The organism is Rhizobium sp. K102, from assembly GCF_022385315.1.
Classification (GTDB): Bacteria; Pseudomonadota; Alphaproteobacteria; order Rhizobiales; family Rhizobiaceae; genus Rhizobium; species Rhizobium croatiense.
On sequence record NZ_CP092436.1, the window covers coordinates 499483 to 521069 of the forward strand.

Annotated in this window: 22 protein-coding genes; 9 read left to right on the top strand and 13 right to left on the bottom strand. The window is 61.4% G+C overall.

Annotated elements, in window-relative coordinates; translation table 11 throughout:
* Nucleotides 1-13: 13 nt before the first annotated feature.
* Nucleotides 14-886, top strand: a complete 873-nt coding sequence (locus tag MHI61_RS08370; RefSeq protein ID WP_239791637.1) for an oxidoreductase — start codon at nucleotides 14-16, stop codon at nucleotides 884-886.
* A gap of 62 nt (nucleotides 887-948) precedes the next feature.
* On the opposite strand, the gene MHI61_RS08375 is transcribed toward MHI61_RS08370, so the two are convergent.
* From MHI61_RS08375 to MHI61_RS08385, 3 genes are all read right to left on the bottom strand, one after another.
* On the bottom strand, nucleotides 949-1410 hold the full coding sequence (locus MHI61_RS08375; protein WP_239791638.1) for a BA14K family protein: 462 nt from the start codon (nucleotides 1408-1410) through the stop codon (nucleotides 949-951).
* A gap of 149 nt (nucleotides 1411-1559) precedes the next feature.
* A complete protein-coding gene (locus tag MHI61_RS08380; protein ID WP_003561293.1) occupies nucleotides 1560-1775 on the bottom strand; it encodes a cold-shock protein in 216 nt (71 codons plus the stop codon).
* Nucleotides 1776-2261: 486 nt separating this feature from the next.
* Nucleotides 2262-3152, bottom strand: coding sequence for a DMT family transporter (locus MHI61_RS08385; RefSeq protein WP_239791639.1), 891 nt, complete (start codon nucleotides 3150-3152; stop codon nucleotides 2262-2264).
* A 96-nt stretch (nucleotides 3153-3248) separates the two neighbouring features.
* On the opposite strand from MHI61_RS08385, the gene MHI61_RS08390 reads away from it, so the two are divergent.
* Nucleotides 3249-3719: a DUF3052 domain-containing protein gene (locus tag MHI61_RS08390; protein ID WP_239791640.1), complete on the top strand. Its 471-nt coding sequence runs from the start codon at nucleotides 3249-3251 to the stop codon at nucleotides 3717-3719.
* Between the two features lie 4 nt (nucleotides 3720-3723).
* Here the strand turns inward: MHI61_RS08390 and MHI61_RS08395 are convergent, their stop codons facing one another.
* The 4 genes from MHI61_RS08395 to MHI61_RS08410 all read right to left on the bottom strand — a co-directional run bounded on the left by MHI61_RS08395 (nucleotide 3724) and on the right by MHI61_RS08410 (nucleotide 9946).
* Nucleotides 3724-4866, bottom strand: a complete 1143-nt coding sequence (locus tag MHI61_RS08395; RefSeq protein WP_239791641.1) for a PQQ-dependent sugar dehydrogenase — start codon at nucleotides 4864-4866, stop codon at nucleotides 3724-3726.
* A gap of 61 nt (nucleotides 4867-4927) precedes the next feature.
* A complete protein-coding gene (locus MHI61_RS08400) occupies nucleotides 4928-5689 on the bottom strand; it encodes a class GN sortase (protein ID WP_239791642.1) in 762 nt (253 codons plus the stop codon).
* Entirely contained in the window at nucleotides 5679-8048 is a 2370-nt protein-coding gene (locus tag MHI61_RS08405; protein ID WP_239791643.1) for a marine proteobacterial sortase target protein, read from the bottom strand. The genes MHI61_RS08400 and MHI61_RS08405 overlap by 11 nt, the downstream gene beginning before the upstream one ends.
* A 224-nt stretch (nucleotides 8049-8272) precedes the next feature.
* Nucleotides 8273-9946, bottom strand: coding sequence for a glycosyltransferase family 39 protein (locus MHI61_RS08410; protein WP_239791644.1), 1674 nt, complete (start codon nucleotides 9944-9946; stop codon nucleotides 8273-8275).
* Between the two features lie 237 nt (nucleotides 9947-10183).
* Here MHI61_RS08410 and MHI61_RS08415 point away from each other — a divergent pair, with 237 nt between their 5' ends.
* The 5 genes from MHI61_RS08415 to MHI61_RS08435 all read left to right on the top strand — a co-directional run bounded on the left by MHI61_RS08415 (nucleotide 10184) and on the right by MHI61_RS08435 (nucleotide 14223).
* Complete coding sequence (locus MHI61_RS08415; protein WP_038690321.1) at nucleotides 10184-11386, top strand: pyridoxal phosphate-dependent aminotransferase; 1203 nt, start codon at nucleotides 10184-10186, stop codon at nucleotides 11384-11386.
* 97 nt (nucleotides 11387-11483) lie between these two features.
* The gene (locus MHI61_RS08420; protein WP_097604655.1) at nucleotides 11484-11744 is read left to right on the top strand and encodes a type II toxin-antitoxin system prevent-host-death family antitoxin; all 261 of its coding nucleotides are present in this window, start codon (nucleotides 11484-11486) and stop codon (nucleotides 11742-11744) included.
* A 2-nt stretch (nucleotides 11745-11746) separates the two neighbouring features.
* Entirely contained in the window at nucleotides 11747-12133 is a 387-nt protein-coding gene (locus MHI61_RS08425) for a type II toxin-antitoxin system VapC family toxin (protein ID WP_239792807.1), read from the top strand.
* Nucleotides 12134-12419: 286 nt separating this feature from the next.
* On the top strand, nucleotides 12420-13325 hold the full coding sequence (locus tag MHI61_RS08430; protein ID WP_239791645.1) for a glycosyltransferase family 8 protein: 906 nt from the start codon (nucleotides 12420-12422) through the stop codon (nucleotides 13323-13325).
* Between the two features lie 28 nt (nucleotides 13326-13353).
* Entirely contained in the window at nucleotides 13354-14223 is an 870-nt protein-coding gene (locus tag MHI61_RS08435; RefSeq protein ID WP_239791646.1) for a 3-deoxy-manno-octulosonate cytidylyltransferase, read from the top strand.
* Nucleotides 14224-14248: 25 nt separating this feature from the next.
* On the opposite strand, the gene MHI61_RS08440 is transcribed toward MHI61_RS08435, so the two are convergent.
* The gene (locus MHI61_RS08440) at nucleotides 14249-15346 is read right to left on the bottom strand and encodes a calcium:proton antiporter (protein WP_239791647.1); all 1098 of its coding nucleotides are present in this window, start codon (nucleotides 15344-15346) and stop codon (nucleotides 14249-14251) included.
* A gap of 231 nt (nucleotides 15347-15577) precedes the next feature.
* On the opposite strand from MHI61_RS08440, the gene MHI61_RS08445 reads away from it, so the two are divergent.
* Entirely contained in the window at nucleotides 15578-15859 is a 282-nt protein-coding gene (locus MHI61_RS08445) for a DUF2188 domain-containing protein (RefSeq protein WP_010029531.1), read from the top strand.
* Nucleotides 15860-15861: 2 nt separating this feature from the next.
* On the opposite strand, the gene MHI61_RS08450 is transcribed toward MHI61_RS08445, so the two are convergent.
* Nucleotides 15862-16377, bottom strand: coding sequence for a GrpB family protein (locus tag MHI61_RS08450; RefSeq protein WP_239791648.1), 516 nt, complete (start codon nucleotides 16375-16377; stop codon nucleotides 15862-15864).
* A gap of 262 nt (nucleotides 16378-16639) precedes the next feature.
* Nucleotides 16640-17545 carry a LysR family transcriptional regulator gene (locus MHI61_RS08455; RefSeq protein ID WP_097665527.1) on the bottom strand — a complete coding sequence of 302 codons (906 nt, stop codon included), beginning with the start codon at nucleotides 17543-17545 and terminating at the stop codon, nucleotides 16640-16642.
* Between the two features lie 93 nt (nucleotides 17546-17638).
* Between MHI61_RS08455 and MHI61_RS08460 the strand changes: the two genes are divergently transcribed.
* A complete protein-coding gene (locus MHI61_RS08460) occupies nucleotides 17639-18664 on the top strand; it encodes an NAD-dependent epimerase/dehydratase family protein (protein WP_239791649.1) in 1026 nt (341 codons plus the stop codon).
* Here the strand turns inward: MHI61_RS08460 and MHI61_RS08465 are convergent.
* The 3 genes from MHI61_RS08465 to MHI61_RS08475 all read right to left on the bottom strand — a co-directional run bounded on the left by MHI61_RS08465 (nucleotide 18661) and on the right by MHI61_RS08475 (nucleotide 21082).
* The gene (locus MHI61_RS08465) at nucleotides 18661-19461 is read right to left on the bottom strand and encodes an aminoglycoside phosphotransferase family protein (RefSeq protein WP_239791650.1); all 801 of its coding nucleotides are present in this window, start codon (nucleotides 19459-19461) and stop codon (nucleotides 18661-18663) included. The two genes, MHI61_RS08460 and MHI61_RS08465, sit on opposite strands and share 4 nt — an antisense overlap.
* Before the next feature lie 77 nt (nucleotides 19462-19538).
* Entirely contained in the window at nucleotides 19539-20663 is a 1125-nt protein-coding gene (locus tag MHI61_RS08470) for an alkene reductase (protein ID WP_239791651.1), read from the bottom strand.
* A gap of 125 nt (nucleotides 20664-20788) precedes the next feature.
* Nucleotides 20789-21082, bottom strand: a complete 294-nt coding sequence (locus tag MHI61_RS08475) for a metalloregulator ArsR/SmtB family transcription factor (protein ID WP_010056174.1) — start codon at nucleotides 21080-21082, stop codon at nucleotides 20789-20791.
* Nucleotides 21083-21587 lie beyond the last annotated feature (505 nt).

Sequence of the window (21587 nt, forward strand, 5' to 3'; positions counted from 1 at the left end):
GAAGAGGTTTCCGATGTCGAAGGTTTGGTTGATTACGGGGAGTTCGCGCGGTCTCGGCCGGGCGCTGGCGGAGGCAGTCCTGGCCTCCGGCGACAATCTGGTGGCGACGGCACGCAATCCCACCCAGCTTGCCGAGCTTTCCGAGCGCTATGGCGGGCAGGTACTGACGCTAGCGCTTGACGTGACGAACGAGGCGGCAGCGGCCGTAACCGTCGAGGCAGCCGTCAAGAGGTTCGGCCGTGTCGACGTGCTCGTCAACAATGCCGGCTATGGCAATGTCGGCTCGATCGAGGATACCAGCCTTGCCGATTTCCGCGCCCAGATCGAAACCAACCTGTTCGGCACGATCATCATGAGCAAGGCGGTGATCGCCTTGATGCGCGGGCAGGGGGCGGGTCATATCATTCAGTTCTCCTCCGTCGGCGGGCGTATCGGGCCTGCCGGCCGGGGCGCTTATTCGGCGGCAAAATTCGGTGTCGAGGGTTTCTCCGAAGTGCTGGCGAAGGAGGTTTCGCCATTCGGCGTCAAGGTGACGGTGGTCGAGCCCGGCGGCTTCAGGACGGATTTCGTCGGCGCTTCGACGGTGCTTGCCGAGGGGCGGGCGGAATATGCGGAAACGGTCGGCGCCACGGTGCGCTTTCAGCGCGAGTATGACGGCCGTCAGCCCGGTGATCCTGCCAAAGCGGCTGCGGTCATTATCCACATTGCCGGTCTCGACGAGCCGCCGTTCCGGCTGTTGCTCGGCAGTGATGCGGTGCGCAATGTCGAGAAGGCGGATGCAGCGCGCATCGCAGCCGACCGGGAGTGGCGCGCCGTCAGTGTCTCGACCGATTTCGAGCCTGATGCCGGGGTGGGACCGATGCCTTGGGAAAAGAAAGCCGGGTGAAGGGGTCCAAAAGCAAAAGCGCCGCTGAGAAGCGGCGCTTTGTAGCAGAGATAGTCGAGCATTCAGCCGGCGGTGCAGAAGTGGCTGCGGCCGTCATAACCGATATAGGTGCCCGTGCGCGGATCGAACGAGCGGTAGCGATAGGAGCAGTAACGCTCCCATTGCGGCGACCAGGGCTCCACCGCCGTGCGGGCCGGCGCGTAGTATCGCGGCTGCTCGACATATCGCGGCTCTTCGACATAGACGCGGCGTGGGGCGCGATAGACCGGTGCCGGCTCATAATAATCCGGCTCGTAGGCCGGGTCGATATAACGGCGCTCTTCGTAGACGGGGCCGTTATTGGCATTGGCGATGGCGGAGCCGACGATCAGGCCGGTCGCAAGGCCGACCGCGCCGCCGACAAGCGCATCGTTGCCGCCGTGCCGGCGCCAATGGCGATCGCGAGCCGATGCCTCGCCGATGGCGGAGAGGGTAAGTGCGCCGGCCGTTGCCGTCAGCAGGAGAGTTTTTGCGAGCCTGTTCATAAGCAGAGAGTCCTAATCCCGGGAACCGAACCCCGGTTCCTTTCTCGATGATGCTAGTCCTACCGTTCGCTAGCTGAACGAAGGCTGAATGACAAAACCCGGCATTGCTGCCGGGCTTCAACTCGAAATTCGACAGCCTTGTTAAGGGTTCAGCCCGCAATCTGCAGATTGACGGCCTTGGGGCCCTTGCCGCGGCGATCCGGCTCCGTGTCGAAGCTTACCTTCTGGTTTTCCGTCAGACCGGCCAGCCCGGAGGCCTGGACGGCAGAAATGTGAACGAAGATATCGGCGCCGCCCCGGTCCGGCTTGATGAAGCCGAAGCCTTTGTCGGTATTGAAGAATTTTACAGTGCCAGTTTCGGCCATGCGTCAGGTCCTTTTCTCTCTGCCCGCCATCCACACGGGCAGCATCATAGCATTGCCTCCTTGCGGGAGGTGTTGGCAGGCAATTCTTGAAATGTGAGAAAAAGGTCCCCTCTACCTCGGCCTGCCCCAGACAGGACTTTCGCCTGCCTTTTCGGAACTGGCTGACCGGAATATTAGCGTTTCCGGCGCGCAAATACTTAAGGACTTCCCATGCTCGCAAAATGCCCGAACGAGGCGAGAGTGCGGCGTTTCCGGGATTTTGGCAAGCAAAAGTTTTTTAACGTGTCGTTCAGGGCACACTCCACGCCCGCAGCCAATTTGCGCAAAAACGCAAAATTTCCATCGCCGAAGGAGCATGATTAACGTATTGTATCGTCTGCAATATAAATTTCGAGCAGATTTTGCCAAAAATGCAACGTTAACGCGTCTTTACGGTTCAGTGAATTTTTTTTCGGATTGGCCATCCGCCCATATTTGGACGCGTGTTCAGGCGGGCCGCAGGCCCCGGCGGGTGAAGCTCGGCACGAGTTCGACTACAAGCATAGCGATAAACATTAGCGCGCAACCTGTATAGCCCGTCGCCGACATCGACTCACCGAGCAGCAACGCTGCCAGCGATGCGCCGAAAAGCGCTTCGGAAGAGAGGAAGATTGCCGCCTGCGAGGGCGTCGTGTAGCGCTGGCCGATCACCTGCAGCACGAAGGCCAGACCAGAGGAGAAGATGCCGACATAGAGGATCTGCGGGGCTGCGGCCCATACGGAGGAAAGACTGATCGGTTCGGCGGCGACCGCAATTGCCAGCGCGCAGACCGCGGTGACGGCGAATTGCGTGGCGGAAAGCGCCAGCGGCCTTGCGGTCTCGGAAACCGTCGTGCCGGCAAGGGTGATCTGGATCGACCAGAAGACGGCGCAGACGACGGTCAGCAGATCGCCTGACGTCAGCGCCGAGAGATGACCGCCGGACAGCAGGTAAATGCCCGCGACGGCCATCAGTGCGCCCGGCCAGATGATCCAATGCGGGGCGCGGCGCAGGAAGAACACGGCTATCAGCGGTACGAAGACGACATAGAGACCGGTGATGAAGCTGGAATTCGTCACCGTCGTCGTCTGCAGTCCCACCTGTTGCGTGGCGGCGCCGCCGAAAAGGGCAAGGCCGGTCAGCATGTAGAGTCTCGCATGCCGCTTGCTTGTCTTCGTCTTGGCCTTGCGCGCTTCGAAAAAGACGAAAGGCAGCACGGCAAATGTGGCGACGGCAAAACGCAGGCCGATGAACCAGAACGGGCCGATCGCCTTCATCGCCGTCGACTGTGCGACGAAGCCGCCGCCCCAAATGGCGGCGGCAAGCAATAGGAGGAGATTCGCCTGAACGCGCGTCATGTCGGCCTCGATGGGAAGGGTATATCCCCAGCGGTTAACAGTTGCGTTTCCTTTCGGCAAGGGTGAAGACTTAATGTCTGAGGACGGAGGCGGGGCATGCGAAGCGGAGAGGGGCGGTCGACCGGAGATAGAGCGGCCCTAAAGACGGTAGGCTATTCCGGCACGCCGCTTGCCAGAAAGCTCGGGCTTGTGCGCGGACAGGCGGCTGCTCTCCTCGGCGTTCCCGAAATGATTGGCGACATCCGTGGCTTCGATGGTTTTGCCTCGGTCGCCTTTGCGCTTCCGGAGACGCCTCAGCGGGCGTTCGACTATGTGCATCTGTTTGTGACCGAACGGGCGACGCTGGAGGCTGTCGCGACTAAGCTCTTCGATGTTTTAAAGCCAGACGGAATGCTCTGGATCTCCTGGCCGAAAAAGAGTTCGCGGGTGCCGACCGATGTCACCGAGGATGTGCTGCGGGAGATTCTGCTCCCGCCAGGTCTGGTTGACGTCAAGGTCTGCGCTGTCGACGAAACCTGGTCGGGGTTAAAATTCGTCATCCGCAAGGAGCTGCGCGGGGTCTTGTGACGTCTCAGCCGTTGTCGGCTTCTGCTCTGGAAACCCTGAGCAACGCACCATCATCCTCGTCGGTCACCATCAGAAGCGCGCCGTCGGGTGCGACGACGACGTCGCGGATGCGGCCGTAGTCGCCTTCGAACAGGCGTTCCTCGGCAACGAAGGCGCCGCTCTCATCCCGCTGCATTCTCGAAAGCAGCTGGAATTTCAGCGCTGCGACGAGGAAGTCGCCGTCCCATTCCGGGAACATGGCGCCGCGATAGACCGCGAGCGCGCCGGGCGCAATTGACGGGTCCCAGTACTGCAGCGGCTGCTCCAGCCCTTCCTTGGCGGTACCTTCGCCGATCTCGGCGCCGGAATAGTCGCGGCCGTAGGTGATGATCGGCCAACCGTAATTCTTGCCGGCTTCGGGTTGGTTGATTTCGTCGCCGCCGCGCGCGCCGTGCTCGACCGTATAGAGCTTGCCGTCCTTGGCGTCGAAGGTGATGCCCTGCGGGTTGCGGTGGCCCTTCGACCAGATCTCCGGCAGCGCCTTGCCGCCGTCCTTGAAGGGATTGTCGGCGGGGATGCTGCCGTCGGCATTGATATGGATGATCGCGCCGGCATTGTCCTGCCAATCCTGGGAACGGTCGTGGTCGCCGCGATCCCCGACGCTGATGAACAGTGTGCCATCACGGGCAATCGCGATCCGCGAGCCATAGTGAATGTTGGTGGATGTGAAGCGCCGCATGCCGAACACAGGCGTTACAGCCTCGAGCTTCTTCTCGTCAGCAGAAAGCTTCGCGCTGAAGGCTCGGGTGCCGGAGCCCTGGTCGTTCGCCATGGCGGCGGTGAAATAGAGCTTTCTGCTCGTTGCAAAATCCGGGGCAAGCGCTAGGTCCAGAAGACCGCCCTGGCCACGGGCACTGACCTTGGGCACGTTAGCGATCGGATCGGACAGTTTGCCGTCGCGGATAATGCGCATGCGGCCGGGCCGCTCGGTAACGATATAGCCGCCGCCGGGCAGTGCCTCGACCGCCCAAGGATGGTCGAGACCATCGGCGAGTTTTTCGACACGAACAGCGGGACCCTGTGTATTGACGGTATCGGCCGCGTTGGCCGATATGGCGCCTGCGAACGCTAGTGCTGCAGCGAAATGGAAGGCGGACACTCTCTTCATCTTGCTCCCCGTCGTCTCTTCATGCTGCTGAACGTGGAGCGGGCAGGGGACGGCTTCAACCTCATTCGCCCTGCAATAACGGCCTTGTGTTTGCCGGTTGAACGGCGCCGGTCGCCTCGCCGTCGACCAATTCCGCTTCGACGATGTAGCGCAGCGACCCCGGTTCAGTCGCATCGAAGGGCCAGCAGGTCGTCAGCGCCAGGCGGCGACCGTCGGAGGCGGGATCGATGCCGCTCGCATCCCATGGGGCGATGCGGCCTTCGCCAGCCTTGAAGGTCAACAGCTTGCCGTCGCGGCGGGTGATTTCGATGGTATCGCCGGGCCTTACATATTGGAGCCAGCGGAAATGCGTGTCGCGATGGGCGGCGATGACGGAGGTGCCTTGCTCGCCCGGCTGCGGCGTGTTGGCGAGCCAGGCGGGACCGAAGGCGAGGGCCTCGCCGGAGGCGCCGGAGAGCACGATGGCCTCCTTGTCGAGGCGCGGCGCGCGCACCTTGGCTTCCGTCGTAAAATCGGCCCAGGGCCAGGGCTTCATCTCTTCGCCGTGCAGTTCGGCGGCGAAAGCGCGCTTCAGCAGGACCTGCGAGAGCTCCGCCTTCGCCTTCAGCAGGACACCGTCGCCAATCAGCGCCAGGCCATAAAGGGCAAGACCTGAAATGGCGAAGGCGATCGCCTTTTCGATCGGCGAAAGGCGCCAGAGGAAGAAGCCCTTCTTCTGGCGCGCCTTCGGTCTGTCATGGGCCGTGGCCGCGGCCATGGCGAGTTCCAGGTAGGTCGGAAGCGGCTCGAATTCAGCCGCTTCCTCGTTGCTGCTAGAGGCCATCGCGCTTGGCTCCGGCCGTGACGAGGCCCTTGATGCGGCGGCGCCAGATAGCGAGCCCGCTCGCCGCCGTCAGCGCCAGTAGCAGCATGGTAAGCCCGCGCATGATCTGCTCGTCGGCCCGGGTCGCCGTCTGCGGCAGGTTCACGGTCGAGCTCTTCTGAGCGATCAGCGTGGCGGCTTTTGCCGTCGGCGCTGCGGCCATCAAGTTTGCGATCTCTGGCGATGCGGCAGGCTCCTGCGTGACGGCTACGGCTTGTTCCGGTGCTGCATTTCCTGCCGGATCCGCGGAGGCCCGGCGTGTCGCGCCGTCGGTTTCGCCGAAGATCTTTCCGAAGTCCCAGCCTTCGGGCAGATTGATTGGCAGCTTTGCCGAGCCGAGCGGCTCGTTTGCCGGCCGTGACGGCGTGACGTCGACGGCGACGAGGCTGGTGACGCGGGAGACGAGGTGGTGGGCAAGCGCCACCGTCTCGATATCCTTGTCGAGCGCGGCAGGATCCTGGCGTTGATAGGCGCGGGCTTCGAAATCGTCGATCTTGCGCCGCGCCCAGAGCTTCGAGATGCCGTTGCCGTCCGCGGCATTGGCGATATCCATCTCGACGCGCCAGGGCTGGTCGCCCGTCTTGCCGATGATCTGCAGCTTGCCGGCGGGCTTATCCTCAGGCAGTTCCGCAGTCAGCACGACGGGCTCGCCGCTGTAGAGGTCGGGCATCGGGTTCGGCGTGATATCCTCGGCCGCGACGCCTTCGAAATTCGCGGCGATATCGGTCATGGCGGGATTTTGCAGCTTGGTGAAGAGCTCACCCATGCGGCTTGCCACCTGATCAGCCGAGCCGATCTGGGTGAAGGTGCCGCGGCCGATTTCGGCGGCCTTGGTCATGAAGTAAGTATTGGGCGCCGAGCCGATGCCGACGGTGAAGACGCGGGCATCGCCGCGGTTTGCGGTGATTTCCTGGAAGAGCTGCTGCTCGTTGCCGATCGCGCCGTCTGTCAGAAACACGACCTGGCGCAGCGCTCCGCTTGTGACCGGCCCCTGGTTGCGCAGCGCGTCCTCGAGGGCGGGCAGCATTTCGGTGCCGCCGTCGGCGGTCAGGCCTCTGACATAAGCGATGGCTTTTTCGCGATTGTCTGGCGTGGCGGCGACGAGGCCCTTGAAATAATCGGTCATCGTGTCGTCGAAACGGATGACGTTGAAGCGGTCTTCCGGGTTCAGCTTGGAAATGGCAAGGGCCAGGCTCTGCCTTGCCTGCTCGATCGATTGGCCGGACATGGAGCCGGAATTGTCGATGACGAAGACGACCTCGCGCTTGGCCGGCGCTGCCGCATCCGGCGCCGTCGGCGGAGTGACTAAGGCGAGCAGATAGGTCTTGCCGTCCTTCACTTCGCGAAAGAGACCGGCGCTCGGCGTCTTGCCGGGAGCGGCCTTCCAGGTGAGCTCGAAATCCTTGTCGGCGGGGACGGAATCCCCTTTCAGGCTGATCGTCCTCGCCTGGTCGCCGTCCTGTCCGATATCGACCCCATGGAAGGACGATGTGACTTCGCCGAGCGGAAAGCCGGCCTTGAGGTTGACGGCCAGCGAGACCGGGTTGATTTTGGCATTCTCGCGCGGATCGAGCACGGGGGCTTCGATCTTCTCACGGTTTTCCACCGGGTCGCGCGGCGTGGCGAAGCCGGCGCCGTTGTTGAATTCGACGGTCTGGACGATCGGCGCCGGATTGTAGCGCGGCGCGACGACCATCGGGAAGCGCAGCGAGAACTCGCCGCCCGACTGGCGGACCGTCTGCTGATATTCGATCTGCACGACGATCTCTTCGCCGGGGCCGATATTGGCGACCTGATTGGTGAAGATGTTCGGCCGCTGCTGTTCGAGCAACGCCGTCTTCTTGCCCTCGGCCTTGGCCTGCTCGTAGATCTCGCGGGCTTCCTGGCGCGGCTTGATCTGACCTTCGATGAAGCGTTCGCCGATCTGCATCTTCAGCGCGTCGACGGCGGAATTCTCCGGCAGCGGGAAGACATAGGTGCCCTCGACCCAGCCCTGGCTCGGGTTCTGGAAGCGCTGCGTCACCTTCACCCTGGCGATCGGTCCCGAGACGTCGATTGCGACGTCGGTCTTCAGCCGCGGCGCTTCGACGTAGAAGCCGGGCTCCTTCGACGGGAAGAGCAGCGAGCCGCTATTGACGTGGTTCGGCCGGACAAGGGCCGCGAGCTGACCGGATGTCTGCTGCGCCTCGGCGCGCGCGGCTGAGGCAAGTCCCAGCATGGCGGCGAGGCAGGCGACAAAGGCGGTGGCGGCGACAAGAAATGAAATGGAAATCCGGCGCATGCGCATGCGCCCGATGGCGAACTCATCTTCCAGAAACATTGGCGTACCCTCAATAACCAATTTTGGATGACGCAATGATGCGGCTTCGATCTCGGCGCGCTCGCGACCGAATTGCGGCGGCGTGCGGCATTTGTTGCGGCTTATTCGTGGCGATGACGAAACCCGCCGATCTGTCTGATTTCAAAAGACATAGGTGACGAAAAAGCGATGCGAAAGTGTCGGTGGTCGAAGGGGTCACCGAGCATCCACTTCTGTCGCGGCTCTCATGGACGGGTGATCCTGTAGACCAGCAAATCATTTGAATCCGTAAGCTTGGTTGCGGTCCTGTCCAGATAGTCGATCAGGCCCTTATGATGCTCGACGAACAGCAGGTCCTGCTTGTCTGTGGCGTTCTTGGCCACGCCGAACAGATCCGCGCCCTGCGCGCGCAGTTCCTCGAGCTGTGCGATGGCGGTGGCGTCATCGACGACGAATTTCGACCATTCGGAATCGCCTCCGCCAGGCGGGAATACCCAGCCGCGCGCCCTGCTGTAGTAGACTGCGACGGGATCACCGACTTCCGGCGCGATGGCGACGACGAGATCGCCCGGTTGCGTCAGCCGCGCCAGTTCCTCGCCAAGCAGCTTGCCCTTCATCGCGACCGGCTTCTTCATCGTCCTGACCAGCGGAAGGGTCGACCAGCCGAGCGCTATGGCGACGATACAGATCAAGCGAAGCATCACTGCCGGCGTTAGAAAGGTTGTCGATGTAAGCCTTGCCAGAAGTAGCGCGCCATGGCCGCAGAATATCGCAACCGGCACATGGAAGATGTGGAAGTTCCACACATTGCTGGTGATCTCGCCCGCCGCCGCCAGATAAAGAATAAACGCCGCAGCCAGCCAAACATAGGGAATGGCCGAAAGGATGCGCTGCTTCGGGTCTTCGGCGGGTCTGGGCGGCATCCACATGCCGACGGCGAACAGCACCATGAACGGATAGCCGTAGAACCATAAGACCGAGGTGTTCCATGCGGATTTGAAGTAGAACCTGTCCCTGACATATGTCCAGAAGCCGTAATCCCAGATATAGCCGCCGCTGCCGGCGAAATGAAACGGCGGATAGCTGCGGGCGAGATAGATCGCCCAGCTGAAATAAGCGCCGATGATGGCCAGGCTCAAAAGCCCTGACAGGAAGACAAAGCTCGCCTGCTTCCACTTCTTCTCCAGAATCCAGCAGACCATCAGATAAAAGATGACGGCGCCGGCGGCGATGCCCGGAGGCTTTGACAGCACGCCGAGCGAGAAGCTGGCCGTGGCGAGCGGCAAGAGCCAGCCGCTGCCGCCGACCCAGTATTTGGCGAACAGCCAGACACCAAGAGTGACCAAGGCCAGCATCGCGGGATCGGGAAGAAACGAGCTGTCGATCTGGATTGCCGCCGGCATCAGCGCGTAGGCCAATGCTGCCGCGTGGGCGTGCCTCTCGCCCCAGCACAGCGTTGTCAGCCTGTGCAGCGAAAACACCGTCAGCAGACCGAACAAGGCTGCAACCACGCGGCCGAACCAGTCGTGCCAGCCGAAGAGTTGGTAGAGCAGGGCTGAGAGGTAGCTGACGATCTGGAACTCGCGGCCCTGATAGCTTGGCTCGGGTCCGGTCCAGCTGACCTCGGGAAAGAAGATGTTCCAGCTGCGCTGCTGGAAGTTGTCGGCCATCATGGCGGTGCTTATCTCACGCCAACTGAAGCCGTCGACCAGCGGCAAGGTGATCTTGTGGAACCTGAAGACGATCGCAATAATCAGGATCCCCAGCAGGATCGCCGTGTCGATGTTCAGATAGTTGCGGGCAGCCATTTCCCGGTCGATCGTCTCCTGCGGGTATTGCCGACTTTCGGGCCGATTCAATTCCAGGTCGTCCGGCGCGAGACGCAGCGGTGTGGAGGGCTTGCGGGGCGGCTTTCTCATGCCGGCAGTTCATCAGCAGCGGCTTAAAAAGCAATTCATCCAAATTGAGTACTGACCCTCCTCCTCGTGCTAAGATGGCAAGAACCTCGGCTCGCCCTGTGTGGCGAAAACGATCAATAAGAATCATTGCCCCCATCACGCCTTTGCGCTTGAAATGCCGTCATACATTGGACATAGAGCTAACCGCAGAACTCCGGTCCCGGCTTTCTGCCCGTTTCAACCATTAGGACCGATATCATGGCCTTCCTTGCCGATGCTCTTTCCCGTGTGAAGCCTTCAGCCACCATCGCCGTCTCCCAGAAAGCGCGCGAGCTGAAAGCAAAAGGACGCGACGTCATCGGCCTCGGCGCCGGCGAGCCGGATTTCGATACGCCCGAGAATATCAAGAAGGCCGCCATCGACGCGATCAACCGCGGCGAGACGAAGTACACGCCGGTTTCCGGCATTCCCGAATTGCGCAAGGCGATCGCCGCCAAATTCAAGCGTGAGAACGGCCTGGAATATTCCTGGGAGCAGACGATCGTCGGCACCGGCGGCAAACAGATCCTGTTCAACGCCTTCATGGCGACGCTGAACCCCGGCGACGAGGTCGTCGTCCCTGCGCCCTACTGGGTTTCCTATCCCGAGATGGTGGCGCTGTGCGGCGGCACGCCGGTTTTCGTTTCTGCGACCCAGGAACACAATTTCAAGCTCCAGGCCGCCGATCTCGAAAAGGCGATCACGCCGAAGACCAAGTGGTTCATCTTCAACTCGCCGTCCAACCCGACGGGTGCTGCCTATACGCATGCCGAGCTGAAGGCGCTGACCGACGTGCTGATGAAGCATCCGCATGTCTGGGTGCTGACCGACGACATGTACGAGCACCTGACGTATGGCGACTTCAAGTTCGTCACGCCTGTCGAAGTCGAGCCCAAGCTCTACGACCGCACGCTGACGATGAACGGCGTCTCCAAGGCCTATGCGATGACCGGCTGGCGTATCGGCTATGCGGCCGGCCCGATCCAGCTCATCAAGGCTATGGACATGATCCAGGGTCAGCAGACCTCGGGCGCGACCTCGATCGCCCAGTGGGCGGCCGTCGAAGCGCTGAACGGCACGCAGGACTTCATCCCCGAGAACAAGAAGATCTTCGAAGGCCGCCGCGATCTCGTCGTGTCCATGCTGAACCAGGCCAAGGGTATCGTCTGCCCGGTTCCGGAAGGCGCCTTCTATGTCTACCCGTCCTGCGCCGGCTTGATCGGCAAGACGGCGCCGTCCGGCAAGGTTATCGAGACCGACGAGGATTTCGTTTCCGAGCTTCTGGAATCGGAAGGTGTGGCCGTCGTTCACGGCTCGGCCTTCGGTCTCGGCCCGAACTTCCGCATCTCCTACGCAACCTCGGAGGATTTGCTCGAGGAAGCCTGCCGCCGCATCCAGCGCTTCTGCGCCGCCTGCAAGTAAGCCGGTTGCGATAACATCGATCGAAGGCCCGCCGGCGACGGCGGGCTTTTTGTTTGCGGCGTTGACGATGTGGCTGCATGTAGCTACATTTGACGTCATGAAGACCGTTTCGATCCGTGACGCGAAGAACCGCCTGACCGAGCTTGCCCGCGAGGTCGAGAAAGGCGAGACCATTGTCGTGACCCGCAACGGCAAGCCGGTCTTCGATCTCGTCCCGCATCAGAAGCGCGGCGGTTTGAACCTGGAGGCTGGAGAGGCCTATCTTCGTTCAAAGGGCATCACGAGGACGGAGATGTATATCGCCGACGACTTCGACGATCCTCTGCCGGAAGATTTCCTTCTGAAGCCGCTGCCGTGACCATGCGGGTCCTGCTTGACACGCACATGGTGATCGCGATTGCGCAGAAGCAACTGACGGAACGTTTTCCGCGTGTCGAGCAGCTGCTTTCGGACCATGCCGCCAGCGGCTTCGTCAGCGTCGCCAGTCTCTGGGAAATTGCCATCAAGACGAGGCTGGGCAAATTGCAGCCGGGATTGCCGTTAGAGACCATTCCCGTCTATCTCCGGGAGACCGGGCTGACGATCCTGCCCGTCGACGTCCCGCACGTCATCACCGCCGCCGATCCCGAGCCGGAGACGCGCGATCCCTTCGACCGCCTGCTGCTGGCGCAGTGCAAGGTCGAGGGCTTGCAGCTTGCGACGGTCGACCGATTGCTTGTCGACCATCCGCTGGCGCTGCGCCTGTGAAGCGCGTCGCAATCTTTCATCTTCGCTCCCAGCGCTCCAGGTTTTTGATTTCTCGCATGTCGTCATCGCAAAACCGCTGCACACTTTTGCGCGACATGCTTTAGGCTTCCATCCTGATTGAAGACCCTGCGGCATCGATTCCGCTTCGCCTCGCAAGTCGTTGAATTCCGATTCAAATCGTGAGGGGGAGCGCCGGCGGCGCGGGTGATCTCAGGTTGCGGGCGGCCGCCAAACCAACTAGATATCCGCCATCAAGTTCAAGTTGCCGCTTTGGGAGGCCGGATTTTTGCAGCAGAGTGCCGTCATCGTCTGTTCCGACGTCAACATGCTGCCGGCTGCCTGCTGCACCCTGCTTTCCGTCAAGCGCAATCTGGCGAAGGCCGGTGTTGAATTCCTGCTTCTCGGCATCGACCTGAAGCCGAACGAGGTCGCCGAGGTCGAAAGCTTCGCGCGCCTGCATGACATGACGATCAAGGTGCTGCCCTATGCGACGCCGGATACGGCGCGCCAGGCGCGCGGCCGTTGGTCCGCCGCGACGCTGGCGCGGCTCTATATGGATCTGCAAATTCCGGGGAATATCGAGCGCCTGCTTTACCTCGACGCCGATGTGCTGGCGGTAGCGCCCGTCGACGAACTCTTCACCAGGGATCTCCAGGGCAAGGCGCTTGCCGCCGTCGATGACTATGTCATGGCCTTTCCCGAGAAGGCGGGCGCGCGGCAGCGCAAGATCGGCATGGGCGAGGGCGGACGCTATTTCAATGCCGGCGTCTTGCTGTTCGACTGGTCGGTCTGCCGGGCGAAGGGGCTTTTTGCCAGGACCCGGGAGATCTTCGAGGAGCGCTCGCATCTGTTCGAAAACAACGATCAGGATGCGCTGAACGTCACATTCGACGGCGACTGGCTGGTGCTCGATCCGCGCTGGAACACGCAGACGGGACTGCTGCCTTTTGTCGCCCGGCCGGCGATCCTCCATTTCACCGGCCGCAAGAAACCGTGGCAGGCGACCGTTCCCTGGGTGCACCGTCGGATGGCCGTGCGTTATGCCGAGGATCTCCGCAACACGCCGTGGGCCTCCTTCTGCAGGCAGCCGTCGGCAGCGGGCCGGGTTGCCGGTTTCTTCTCGCATGTGGGAAAGCAGATCGGCGGGCTGACACGGCTTGCACGGATGCGCGCCTATTTCAGCAACAGCTAGATCGTCCTTGGAAAGTGCATGTGAGCCGATGGAATCAATTCCGAGCGATATCAGGACTACGGCCGCCGAAGATAACGGAGTGAATCTCTTGACACCGGACGCGTGGAAGGCGCTGCTGTCGCGCTATTCCCACATCGTGCTGGTGGCCAACAGCGAAGCGGTCGATTTCGAACGGCTCAGAAGCGAATTGCCGGAGACGGCGCTCTACGTCTTCTTCAACAATGTCTACAAGGTGCTCGACGAGCCCTTTTCCGGTCATGCGGTGCTGGTTGCCCGCAGCGGCGTGATGGGCGCCAATATCGTCCACCGGCGGGAAGTGGGCGATGTCCTGCGCTTCTTTGCCGGTGATGACTTCCTGGGTGTCATCAATATTCGCGTCTCCCCGGAGGAAAACTTCAGCGAGCAAAGCCGCTTCAATGGCGCCAAGGCCCGCCACCTCGATCTGACGCAAATGCTTGGCGATCTCTATCCCCAGGGCAAAATCGCCACGAGCGGCTTTGCAATGGCGCTCTGGCTCGCCGACCTGCAACTGCCGGGCAAGATCCTGCTTGCCGGCTTTTCGGCCAAGAGAAGCGAGAAGTGGAAGGTCTTCGACGTGCACGATTGGACGTTCGAGCAGATCTTCCTGCGCCTCTTTGCCAGAATGGGCTCGATCTCGATGGTGGGCGGCGTCGATGCCAGCCCCTATTCGGCGCTCGCCAAAAGGTTTCCACAGGTGCCGCCGATCGAGATCGCGATGACGGCGGCCGAAGTCTTGTCCGAGCGGCTCCATAATGCCAACGGCCAGATCGACAGGCTGATGTCGGTCACCAAATCCATTCGCGCCATCGAAAATTTCTTCCGGCGCTTCAAGCCGAAAACCCGTAAAGAGCGCTTCCTCGAAAAGTCGAAGGGATAAGCTGCTTCACCGCAGTGTTCTGTCTTCAAAGCCCCAACGCCGTCAGCATGACGAAGGTGGAAAAGAGGATGAAATGCGTCATGCCCTCAATGGCGTTAGTCTCGCCGTCGTTGAGATTAATTGCCGCGGCAATCAGCGTGATCGCGACCATCACCGTCTGCACCGGGGTCATCGCCATGATGAGGGGCTGGCCGGTATAGAGCGCGATCGCCTCCATGGCGGGCACCGTCAGGATCACCGTCGACAGCGAGGCGCCCATGGCGATATTGACCGTCGCCTGCATCCGGTTCCTCAACGCCGCTCTCAAGGCGGTCAGGATCTCGGGGGCGGCCGAAATCGCCGCGACGACGACGGCCGTGACGGCGATCGGGGCGCCGCTATCGCGCAGGCCCTCAGTCATAAAAGCCGACATGAACTCCGCCAGCAGGCCGATGATGACTATGCCTGCGAGGATGCTCACGATCGAGGCCGCCGCCGGTCCCTCGGTGTCGCGTTCGTCGTGACTTTCCTTCTTCCGCTCGGAGCGCGGATAGCTGTAACTGAAGAAATAGCTGTGCTGCCCGACTTGCATGCGCAGGAAGAGGCCGTAAAGCGCGATCATCGCGACGATGGTGAAGGCGGAATAATAGTGCCACTTATCCCTAGGCACGAATTCCGGCACGATCATGGAAATGCCCATGGCGGTGAGAATCATCACGCCGTAGGTCTTGCCCGAATTGTCGTTATAGGGCTGCTCGCCGTGTTTGAGGCCGCCGAGCAGGGCGGCGAGGCCGAGAATGCCGTTTATGTCGAGCATCAGGGCCGAATAAATCGTGTCGCGCACCAGCGTCGGAGAACTCTCGCCGGTCATCATGATGGCGAGGATGAGGACTTCGACGGCGAGGGCCGAAAGTGTCAGGATCATCGTGCCGTAGGGATCGCCGACCTTGACGGCGAGCAGTTCGGCATGATGGGCGACGCGGATCGAGGCAAGCACGATGCTGCCGACCAGAGCGGCGGCGGCGAGCAGCGCGACACCGCGTCCCATTTCGATCACTGCGTGTTCCAGGAGATACGCGATCATCGCGGCGGCAAGCGCGGCGACGAGATATTTTTCCCCTTTAAAGCGTGAAGCGATGCCCAAATCAAAGCTCCCGTTGCGATTCATGCCCCTTAACTAAGTCACTGATTCGGGATGGGAAGCGCGCCACGGCACTCTGCTATTTGCAGTCTTCGGCGTTTAATGGAATACTGAACGCCATCGGGGCCGGAAAGCAGATCGCGGCGTCCTCGTATTCTCGTCAAGCGGCCGCGATGATCCGGACCCTGTCCGGAGGCGTGCGAATGCGCAACATAAAGATGAGGAGACGGATGCATGATAAAGGTGGTCTACGAAGTCGTGCCGCATGACGGCGGCTGGGCCTACAGACTGGGAGGCGTCTATTCCGAAGCATTTCCGAGCCATGCCGAGGCGCTCGAAGCTGCGCGTATCGTCGCGGCCGAACAGCAGGTCGGCGGCGATTCCGCCGAGATCAGCTGGCAGGACGAAAACGGCAAGTGGCACGAGGAATACGCTGAGGGCGGAGACCGGCCGGAAACGGAAGTGGTGGACGGCCTGTGGCAGGATCGCGCGGCCGGAGCCCCGCATGGCCCGTGACACTAAGCATTGCCCTTCAATGCCCGCGCGACGATCGCGTCGACAAAGTCGCGCTTCTGCGCGGTATAGCGATCGCCGTCCGTCCTGAACGCGGCTGCCAGTCTGCGTTTGAGCGCGGCATACTCGCTCGCCGACTCCGGATGCGCGATGAGATAATCCCGGAAAGCCAGCCTGTTTCGATGTGTGCCGTTGCCGGCCGGGCAAAGGTAGACCCGCTCCGCCGGTGCCGAACCTCTCGATAAAAATGCCCAGACCTCGTCGTCATAGCGATTGCCGCGCGGTTCATAGCCTTCCGCCAGAAGCACCGCTGTGGCATCGGCGATATGCTCGAGGCCGGGAAGAACGATGTCGATATCGATCAGAGGCTTAGCAGTCATGCCCGCTATCGACGTGCTGCCGATATGATCGATGGAGAGCGCCTGCGGCAGCCAGGTGATCAGCCGGCTGCGGATGCGCCGGAAATCCGCCGGCCATTGCGGATCGTAAGGCACCAGTTCAACCGGATTGTGAGGTGTCATCTTTCTCCTGTTAAAGCAATGTCAGGTGACGCGATTGGTGTCAGAAATAGCAGGAAAAACAAGGATATAAAGTGGTGCGCATCCCGGTGGAGACGCGCTGCCGATCCCTTGAATCGTGCATGATTCTTTCGGAAATCGATTCCGATTTTGTGACTATCCGCCAGAGCATGATGCCGAAAAGTGTGAGTGGTTTTCGGACGACATCATGCTCTAACTCTTAATTTAGAACAGGATTCAGATTTCAGGCCGACCGGGCCTAAAATCATCCTGTTCTAGTCGAATACCGGTAGTAATCCTGCAGGCCGTTGACCAGCGCGTCGAAAGTGACGCGGCAGCGCGGCGAGGATTTCAGGCTCTCATGCATCGCCACCCAGGTGCCGAGCGGGATGTTGAAAGCATCGGCCAGGAGATGCACGAGATCAGCATTCTCCCGTGCAAGCCCGATCTGGCAGAGACCGATACCGACCCCGGCGCGGATCGCGGCAAGCTGGGCAAGGTTGCTGTCGGTCCTGTAGGCGAATTTGATCCCATCGGGCACCGGATAGCGCTTCATGACCAGGCGGACATAGGCCGTCTGCCGGTCAAAGCCGATAAGCCGATGATGTGCGAGGTCAGCCACGCTTTGCGGAATGCCATATCGTTCGAGATAGCGGCGATGGGCATGGAAGCCGAGCGGAATATCGCCGATGCGGCGCACGACGAGCGCATCCTGCTGCGGTTCGGCCATGCGCACGGCAATATCGGCCTCGCGATTCACCAGATCCTCGATCGCATCGGAAGCCGAGAGTTCGATCTGCAGCTCGGGATGGGCGTCCTGTAACGGCCCGAGAATCGCGGGCAGCACTTCGACGGCGATGACCTCGCTGGCGCTGATCCTGATCGTTCCGGCGACGCGTTCGCGTTGGCTGGATGCGGTCCGCAACAGCGCAGCGGTGGTTGCCGCCAGCGTCTCGGCATACGGCTCGAGCGCCAGTGCTGCGTCGGTCGGCAGCAGACCGTTCGGCGATCGGGTGAAGAGCTCGGCGCCGATCGCCAGTTCCAGGGCATCGACATGGCGGCCTATGGTCGGCTGCGTCAACCCCAGCTCGCGGGCGGCGGCCGACAGCGATCCGTGCTGGAGCACGGTGAGGAAACTGCGATAGAAATCCCAGCTCGGTTCGGAGTTCATATATTTTTGTATGTCGGATCCACTGATTTCGTCAATTTCGTTTATGTGAGGGCGGGAGCATATTCATTTCATGGATCGAAGGAGATGCGTGTGATGAGCAGAGAGACGAAGAAGACCGCCCTTGTTCTCGGCGCGACCGGTGGAATTGGCGGCGCGGTCGCGCGAAAGCTGCTGGAGCGTGGCTGGCGGATCCGCGCGCTGAACCGTGATGCGGAACGGGCGATGGGGAAAGAGCCGGTATTCGAATGGGTGCAGGGCGATGCGATGAATGCCGGCGACGTCCTGAAGGCGGCCGAAGGCGTCGGGCTGATTGTCCATGCCGTCAATCCGCCGGGGTACCGCGACTGGGACAAGCTGGTGCTGCCGATGCTCGACAATACAATTGCCGCTGCCCGCGCTGTCGGCGCGCGCATCGTGCTGCCCGGCAACGTCTATAATTTCGGTCCCGATGCCCTGCCGATGCCGACGGAGCAGAGCCCGCAGCATCCGGTGACCAGGAAAGGCGCGATCCGGGTGGAGATGGAGGAACGGTTGAAGGCGGCGGCGCAAGCCGGCATTGGCGTCATCATCGTCCGCGCCGGTGATTTCTTCGGTCCGGGCGCCGCTGCCAACAGCTGGTTCTCGTCCGGCCTGGTGACGCCGGGCAAGCCGGTCGGCACGATCAAAAACCCCGGACAGCGTGGGGTCGGTCATCAGTGGACCTACTTGCCGGACATGGCGGAAACCATGGCGCAGCTCATCGAACGGGCCGATCGGCTGCCGTCCTTTGCCGTCTATCATATGGACGGCTTCTGGGATGCCGACGGCATGCAGATGGCGGAAACGATCAGGCGCGTTGCCGGCGGCAAGGCGAAGATCGGGCGTTTTCCCTGGTGGATCGTGCCGCTCGCCGCGCCCTTCCTTCCCTTGATGCGAGAGATCAAGGAGATGCGCTATCTGTGGAAGGTGCCGTTGCGGATGTCGAACAGCAGACTGACGGCTGAACTCGGAAACGAGCCGCGCACACCGATCGACGAGGCCGTCAAGGCGACGCTCGTGGCGCTCGGCTGCCTGTCCGAACCGCAGCATCATCAGACAGCGTCCGCCGTTATCGGGCATTCACTGCAGGGCGGACGTTAAGCCGCAAGTTCGGAAAGGGCGAGCCGGGCGACCGTCAGAGCCGTCTCGACCTGAGGCGTGTTTGCGTCTCCGAGGAACCAGGCGGCGGAAAGGCCGGAATAGGCGGCGATCCACTGCAAAAGCCGCTTCGGCTCGAGCCTCGCTTCCATCGAGACGACGGCGAGCTGGCTGCGGAAACGGGCGGGATCGGTGATGGTTGGCAGCTCCTCGTTGGCAAAGATATTGGCGAAATCGAAGCCGCGTTCGCCATGAAGGCGCTTCGGATCGATCGCCAGCCAGCCGCGTGTCTCGAAATCGAGAATATTGCCGTGGTGAATGTCGCCGTGGAGGATGGTGACTTCGCGCGGGTCGGAAAGAAGGGCTTTGGCGACCGTCGAGCAATCGGCAAATGTGCCGCCAACTTTATCGGCCGTCGGTTCCAGTTCGCGGAACCAGCGGGTGAGGGGTATCGGATCGGGAAGCGGCTTTTGGCGCGGCGCATGCAGCCTTGCGGCCGTCCGGCAGAGGATACGGCTGGCCTCGTCGTCTTCGCCATTCATCGCCATGGCAAGCAGCGAGCGTTTGCCCGTCGCCCGTTCCAGAAGCACGGCGTCGCCCTCGTGGGCGTAGACATGGGCCGCGCCATCGCCGTCCCACCATCGCATCAACAGCGCGCCATATCGTTCGTCGTTGTCGGTCGCGACCTTCAGCATGGCTGGCCTATCCTGCCAGAGGACCGGCAGCAGGCGGCTCGAATGGGTGAGGATCGGCTCGCCGTCTGATATGAGCGACCAGCGATCGAGATAGGGAGCGAACATGGCGACACCGTACAAAGATGGAGCGGAAATGGAAATCCCGCCGCTCAGCGGGATTTCGCAATTCGGATCCGAAGGCCTCAGGCGACCTTCTCGACAGCGGAATAGTCGATGTAACCCTTGGCGGTGCCGCCGTAGAAGGTCGACTGGTCCGGCGTGTTGAGCGGCAAGTTCTTTGCCAGCCGTTCGACGAGGTCGGGATTGGCGATGAAGGGCTTGCCGAAGGCGACGAGGTCGGCGCGGCCGCTTTCGACGGCATTAACCGCCAAGTCGCGATCATAGCCGTTATTGACCATCCAGTTGGCCTTGCCGCCGGCCTTTTCATAGGTCCGGCGCAGCGCCTTGTAGTCGAAGGGAGGATTGTCGCCCTGCTTGTAATCACGGTCGCCACCCGTCTGGCCTTCGATGACGTGGATATAAGCGAGGTCGTATTTGGCCAGTCCTTCGACCACATGGGCGAAGGTGGCCTGCGGATTGGAATCGTAGCTCTCGCCCGACGGCGTCACCGGTGAAATGCGGATCGCGGTGCGGCCGGCACCGACTTCGCTCACGACGGCACCCACGACTTCGAAGGCGAGGCGCGTGCGGTTCTCGATCGAGCCGCCATATTGGTCGGTGCGGTCATTGACGCCGTCACGAATGAACTGGTCGAGCAGATAGCCGTTGGCGCCATGGATTTCGACACCGTCAAAGCCGGCGTCGATGGCGGCGCGGGCAGCCTTGCGGTAATCCTCGACGATACCAGGGATTTCGGCGGTTTCGAGCGCGCGCGGCTCGGAGGTGTCGGCGAAGCTGCCGCTGCCGTCGGCGTTGACCAGATAGGTCTTGGCCTTGGCGACGCGATTGGTCGAGGAGACCGGCTTGCCGCCGTCCGGCTGCAGCGTCGTGTGCGAAATGCGGCCGACATGCCACATCTGTACGACGATCTTGCCGCCGGCGGCGTGAACGGCGTCCGTCACACGCTTCCAGCCTTCGAGCGCTGCCTTGCTATAAAGACCGGGCACGTCGGCATAACCCTGGCCTTGATGGGTGATCGCAGTCGCTTCGGTGATGATCAGCCCTGCCGTGGCGCGCTGGCGGTAATATTCGACGTTGAGGTCGTTGGGGATCGCGCCCGGCGAGCGGTTGCGGGTGAGCGGCGCCATGACGATGCGGTTCTTGACGGTGATGTCTCCAACCTTGGTGGGTTCGAAAAGCTTGGCCATGATGGTCCTTTCTTTTGCGGGAGGATCACTCGGCGGGGGCAAGGGCGGCCCGGCCCCAGGCGGAGAGATGGTCGAGCGCCGTTGCGTCAAGGCCGATCGGGGCCATCGGGGTTGCGGCGGAGATTTTACAGATCCTGCGTCAACTGCTTGAGGAAGGCTGCGATCGTGTCCTCGTTGCGCTTGTAGAAGATCCACTGTCCCACGCGTTTGGTGGTGACGAGACCGGCGCGGTGCAGTGTCCCGAGATGGGCCGAAACCGTCGACTGCGACAGGCCGCACCGTTCGAATTGGCTGGCGCAGACCCCCATTTCGAAAGGATGCTCCTGCGTGAGGAAATGTTCCTCCGGATTTTTCAGCCAGTTCAGAATGGCCATCCGGGTGGGATGCGCGAGCGCCTTGATGATCTCGTCTTTGTCCATCGCGGTTTGTCGATCCATAAATCGTATTTTCTCGATATATGGATCGATGCTCGTCGATATGCAAATCACGGAGGCGTGAGGTGGCAACCTGCGGTGTGTGCGCAAATTTTGGGCAAAAAAGAGGGCCACTGGAAACCAGGGCCCTTATAAGTTGTGAAGGTCAAAAACCTCCAGAGGGGAACAGCTAATGCGGTGGTACTGGGAGAGAAACCACGAAATGCATCAGCTGAGAGGGATATGGTGCTTCCTTAGGCAGGTTTCAATGCTTTTTTGTGCATGCCTGCTATGCGCCGCACAATTTTTTTGCGATGCAGCATTGCCCCGGACGGCAAGGCAAAAAAAGAGGGCCGCTGGAAAACCAGGGCCCTTATAAGTGTGAAGGTCAAAAACCTCCAGAGGGGAACAGCTAATGCGGTGGAACTGGGAGGAAAAGCCACCATGTGCATCAGCTATGTGCGATATGGTGGTTTAATGGGCAAACGGCAACCCACATTTGCGCATGCCA

Coding starts and splice junctions, on each gene's coding strand:
- MHI61_RS08450 (WP_239791648.1), bottom strand. CDS start 16,377: ATGACACCTCACAATCCGGTTGAACTGGTGCCTTACGATCCGCAATGG.
- MHI61_RS08425 (WP_239792807.1), top strand. CDS start 11,747: ATGCGGGTCCTGCTTGACACGCACATGGTGATCGCGATTGCGCAGAAG.
- MHI61_RS08470 (WP_239791651.1), bottom strand. CDS start 20,663: ATGGCCAAGCTTTTCGAACCCACCAAGGTTGGAGACATCACCGTCAAG.
- MHI61_RS08380 (WP_003561293.1), bottom strand. CDS start 1,775: ATGGCCGAAACTGGCACTGTAAAATTCTTCAATACCGACAAAGGCTTC.
- MHI61_RS08465 (WP_239791650.1), bottom strand. CDS start 19,461: ATGTTCGCTCCCTATCTCGATCGCTGGTCGCTCATATCAGACGGCGAG.
- MHI61_RS08405 (WP_239791643.1), bottom strand. CDS start 8,048: ATGTTTCTGGAAGATGAGTTCGCCATCGGGCGCATGCGCATGCGCCGG.
- MHI61_RS08395 (WP_239791641.1), bottom strand. CDS start 4,866: ATGAAGAGAGTGTCCGCCTTCCATTTCGCTGCAGCACTAGCGTTCGCA.
- MHI61_RS08370 (WP_239791637.1), top strand. CDS start 14: ATGTCGAAGGTTTGGTTGATTACGGGGAGTTCGCGCGGTCTCGGCCGG.
- MHI61_RS08460 (WP_239791649.1), top strand. CDS start 17,639: ATGAGCAGAGAGACGAAGAAGACCGCCCTTGTTCTCGGCGCGACCGGT.
- MHI61_RS08375 (WP_239791638.1), bottom strand. CDS start 1,410: ATGAACAGGCTCGCAAAAACTCTCCTGCTGACGGCAACGGCCGGCGCA.
- MHI61_RS08410 (WP_239791644.1), bottom strand. CDS start 9,946: ATGAGAAAGCCGCCCCGCAAGCCCTCCACACCGCTGCGTCTCGCGCCG.
- MHI61_RS08445 (WP_010029531.1), top strand. CDS start 15,578: ATGATAAAGGTGGTCTACGAAGTCGTGCCGCATGACGGCGGCTGGGCC.
- MHI61_RS08390 (WP_239791640.1), top strand. CDS start 3,249: ATGCGAAGCGGAGAGGGGCGGTCGACCGGAGATAGAGCGGCCCTAAAG.
- MHI61_RS08455 (WP_097665527.1), bottom strand. CDS start 17,545: ATGAACTCCGAACCGAGCTGGGATTTCTATCGCAGTTTCCTCACCGTG.
- MHI61_RS08415 (WP_038690321.1), top strand. CDS start 10,184: ATGGCCTTCCTTGCCGATGCTCTTTCCCGTGTGAAGCCTTCAGCCACC.
- MHI61_RS08475 (WP_010056174.1), bottom strand. CDS start 21,082: ATGGACAAAGACGAGATCATCAAGGCGCTCGCGCATCCCACCCGGATG.
- MHI61_RS08435 (WP_239791646.1), top strand. CDS start 13,354: ATGGAATCAATTCCGAGCGATATCAGGACTACGGCCGCCGAAGATAAC.
- MHI61_RS08420 (WP_097604655.1), top strand. CDS start 11,484: ATGAAGACCGTTTCGATCCGTGACGCGAAGAACCGCCTGACCGAGCTT.
- MHI61_RS08385 (WP_239791639.1), bottom strand. CDS start 3,152: ATGACGCGCGTTCAGGCGAATCTCCTCCTATTGCTTGCCGCCGCCATT.
- MHI61_RS08400 (WP_239791642.1), bottom strand. CDS start 5,689: ATGGCCTCTAGCAGCAACGAGGAAGCGGCTGAATTCGAGCCGCTTCCG.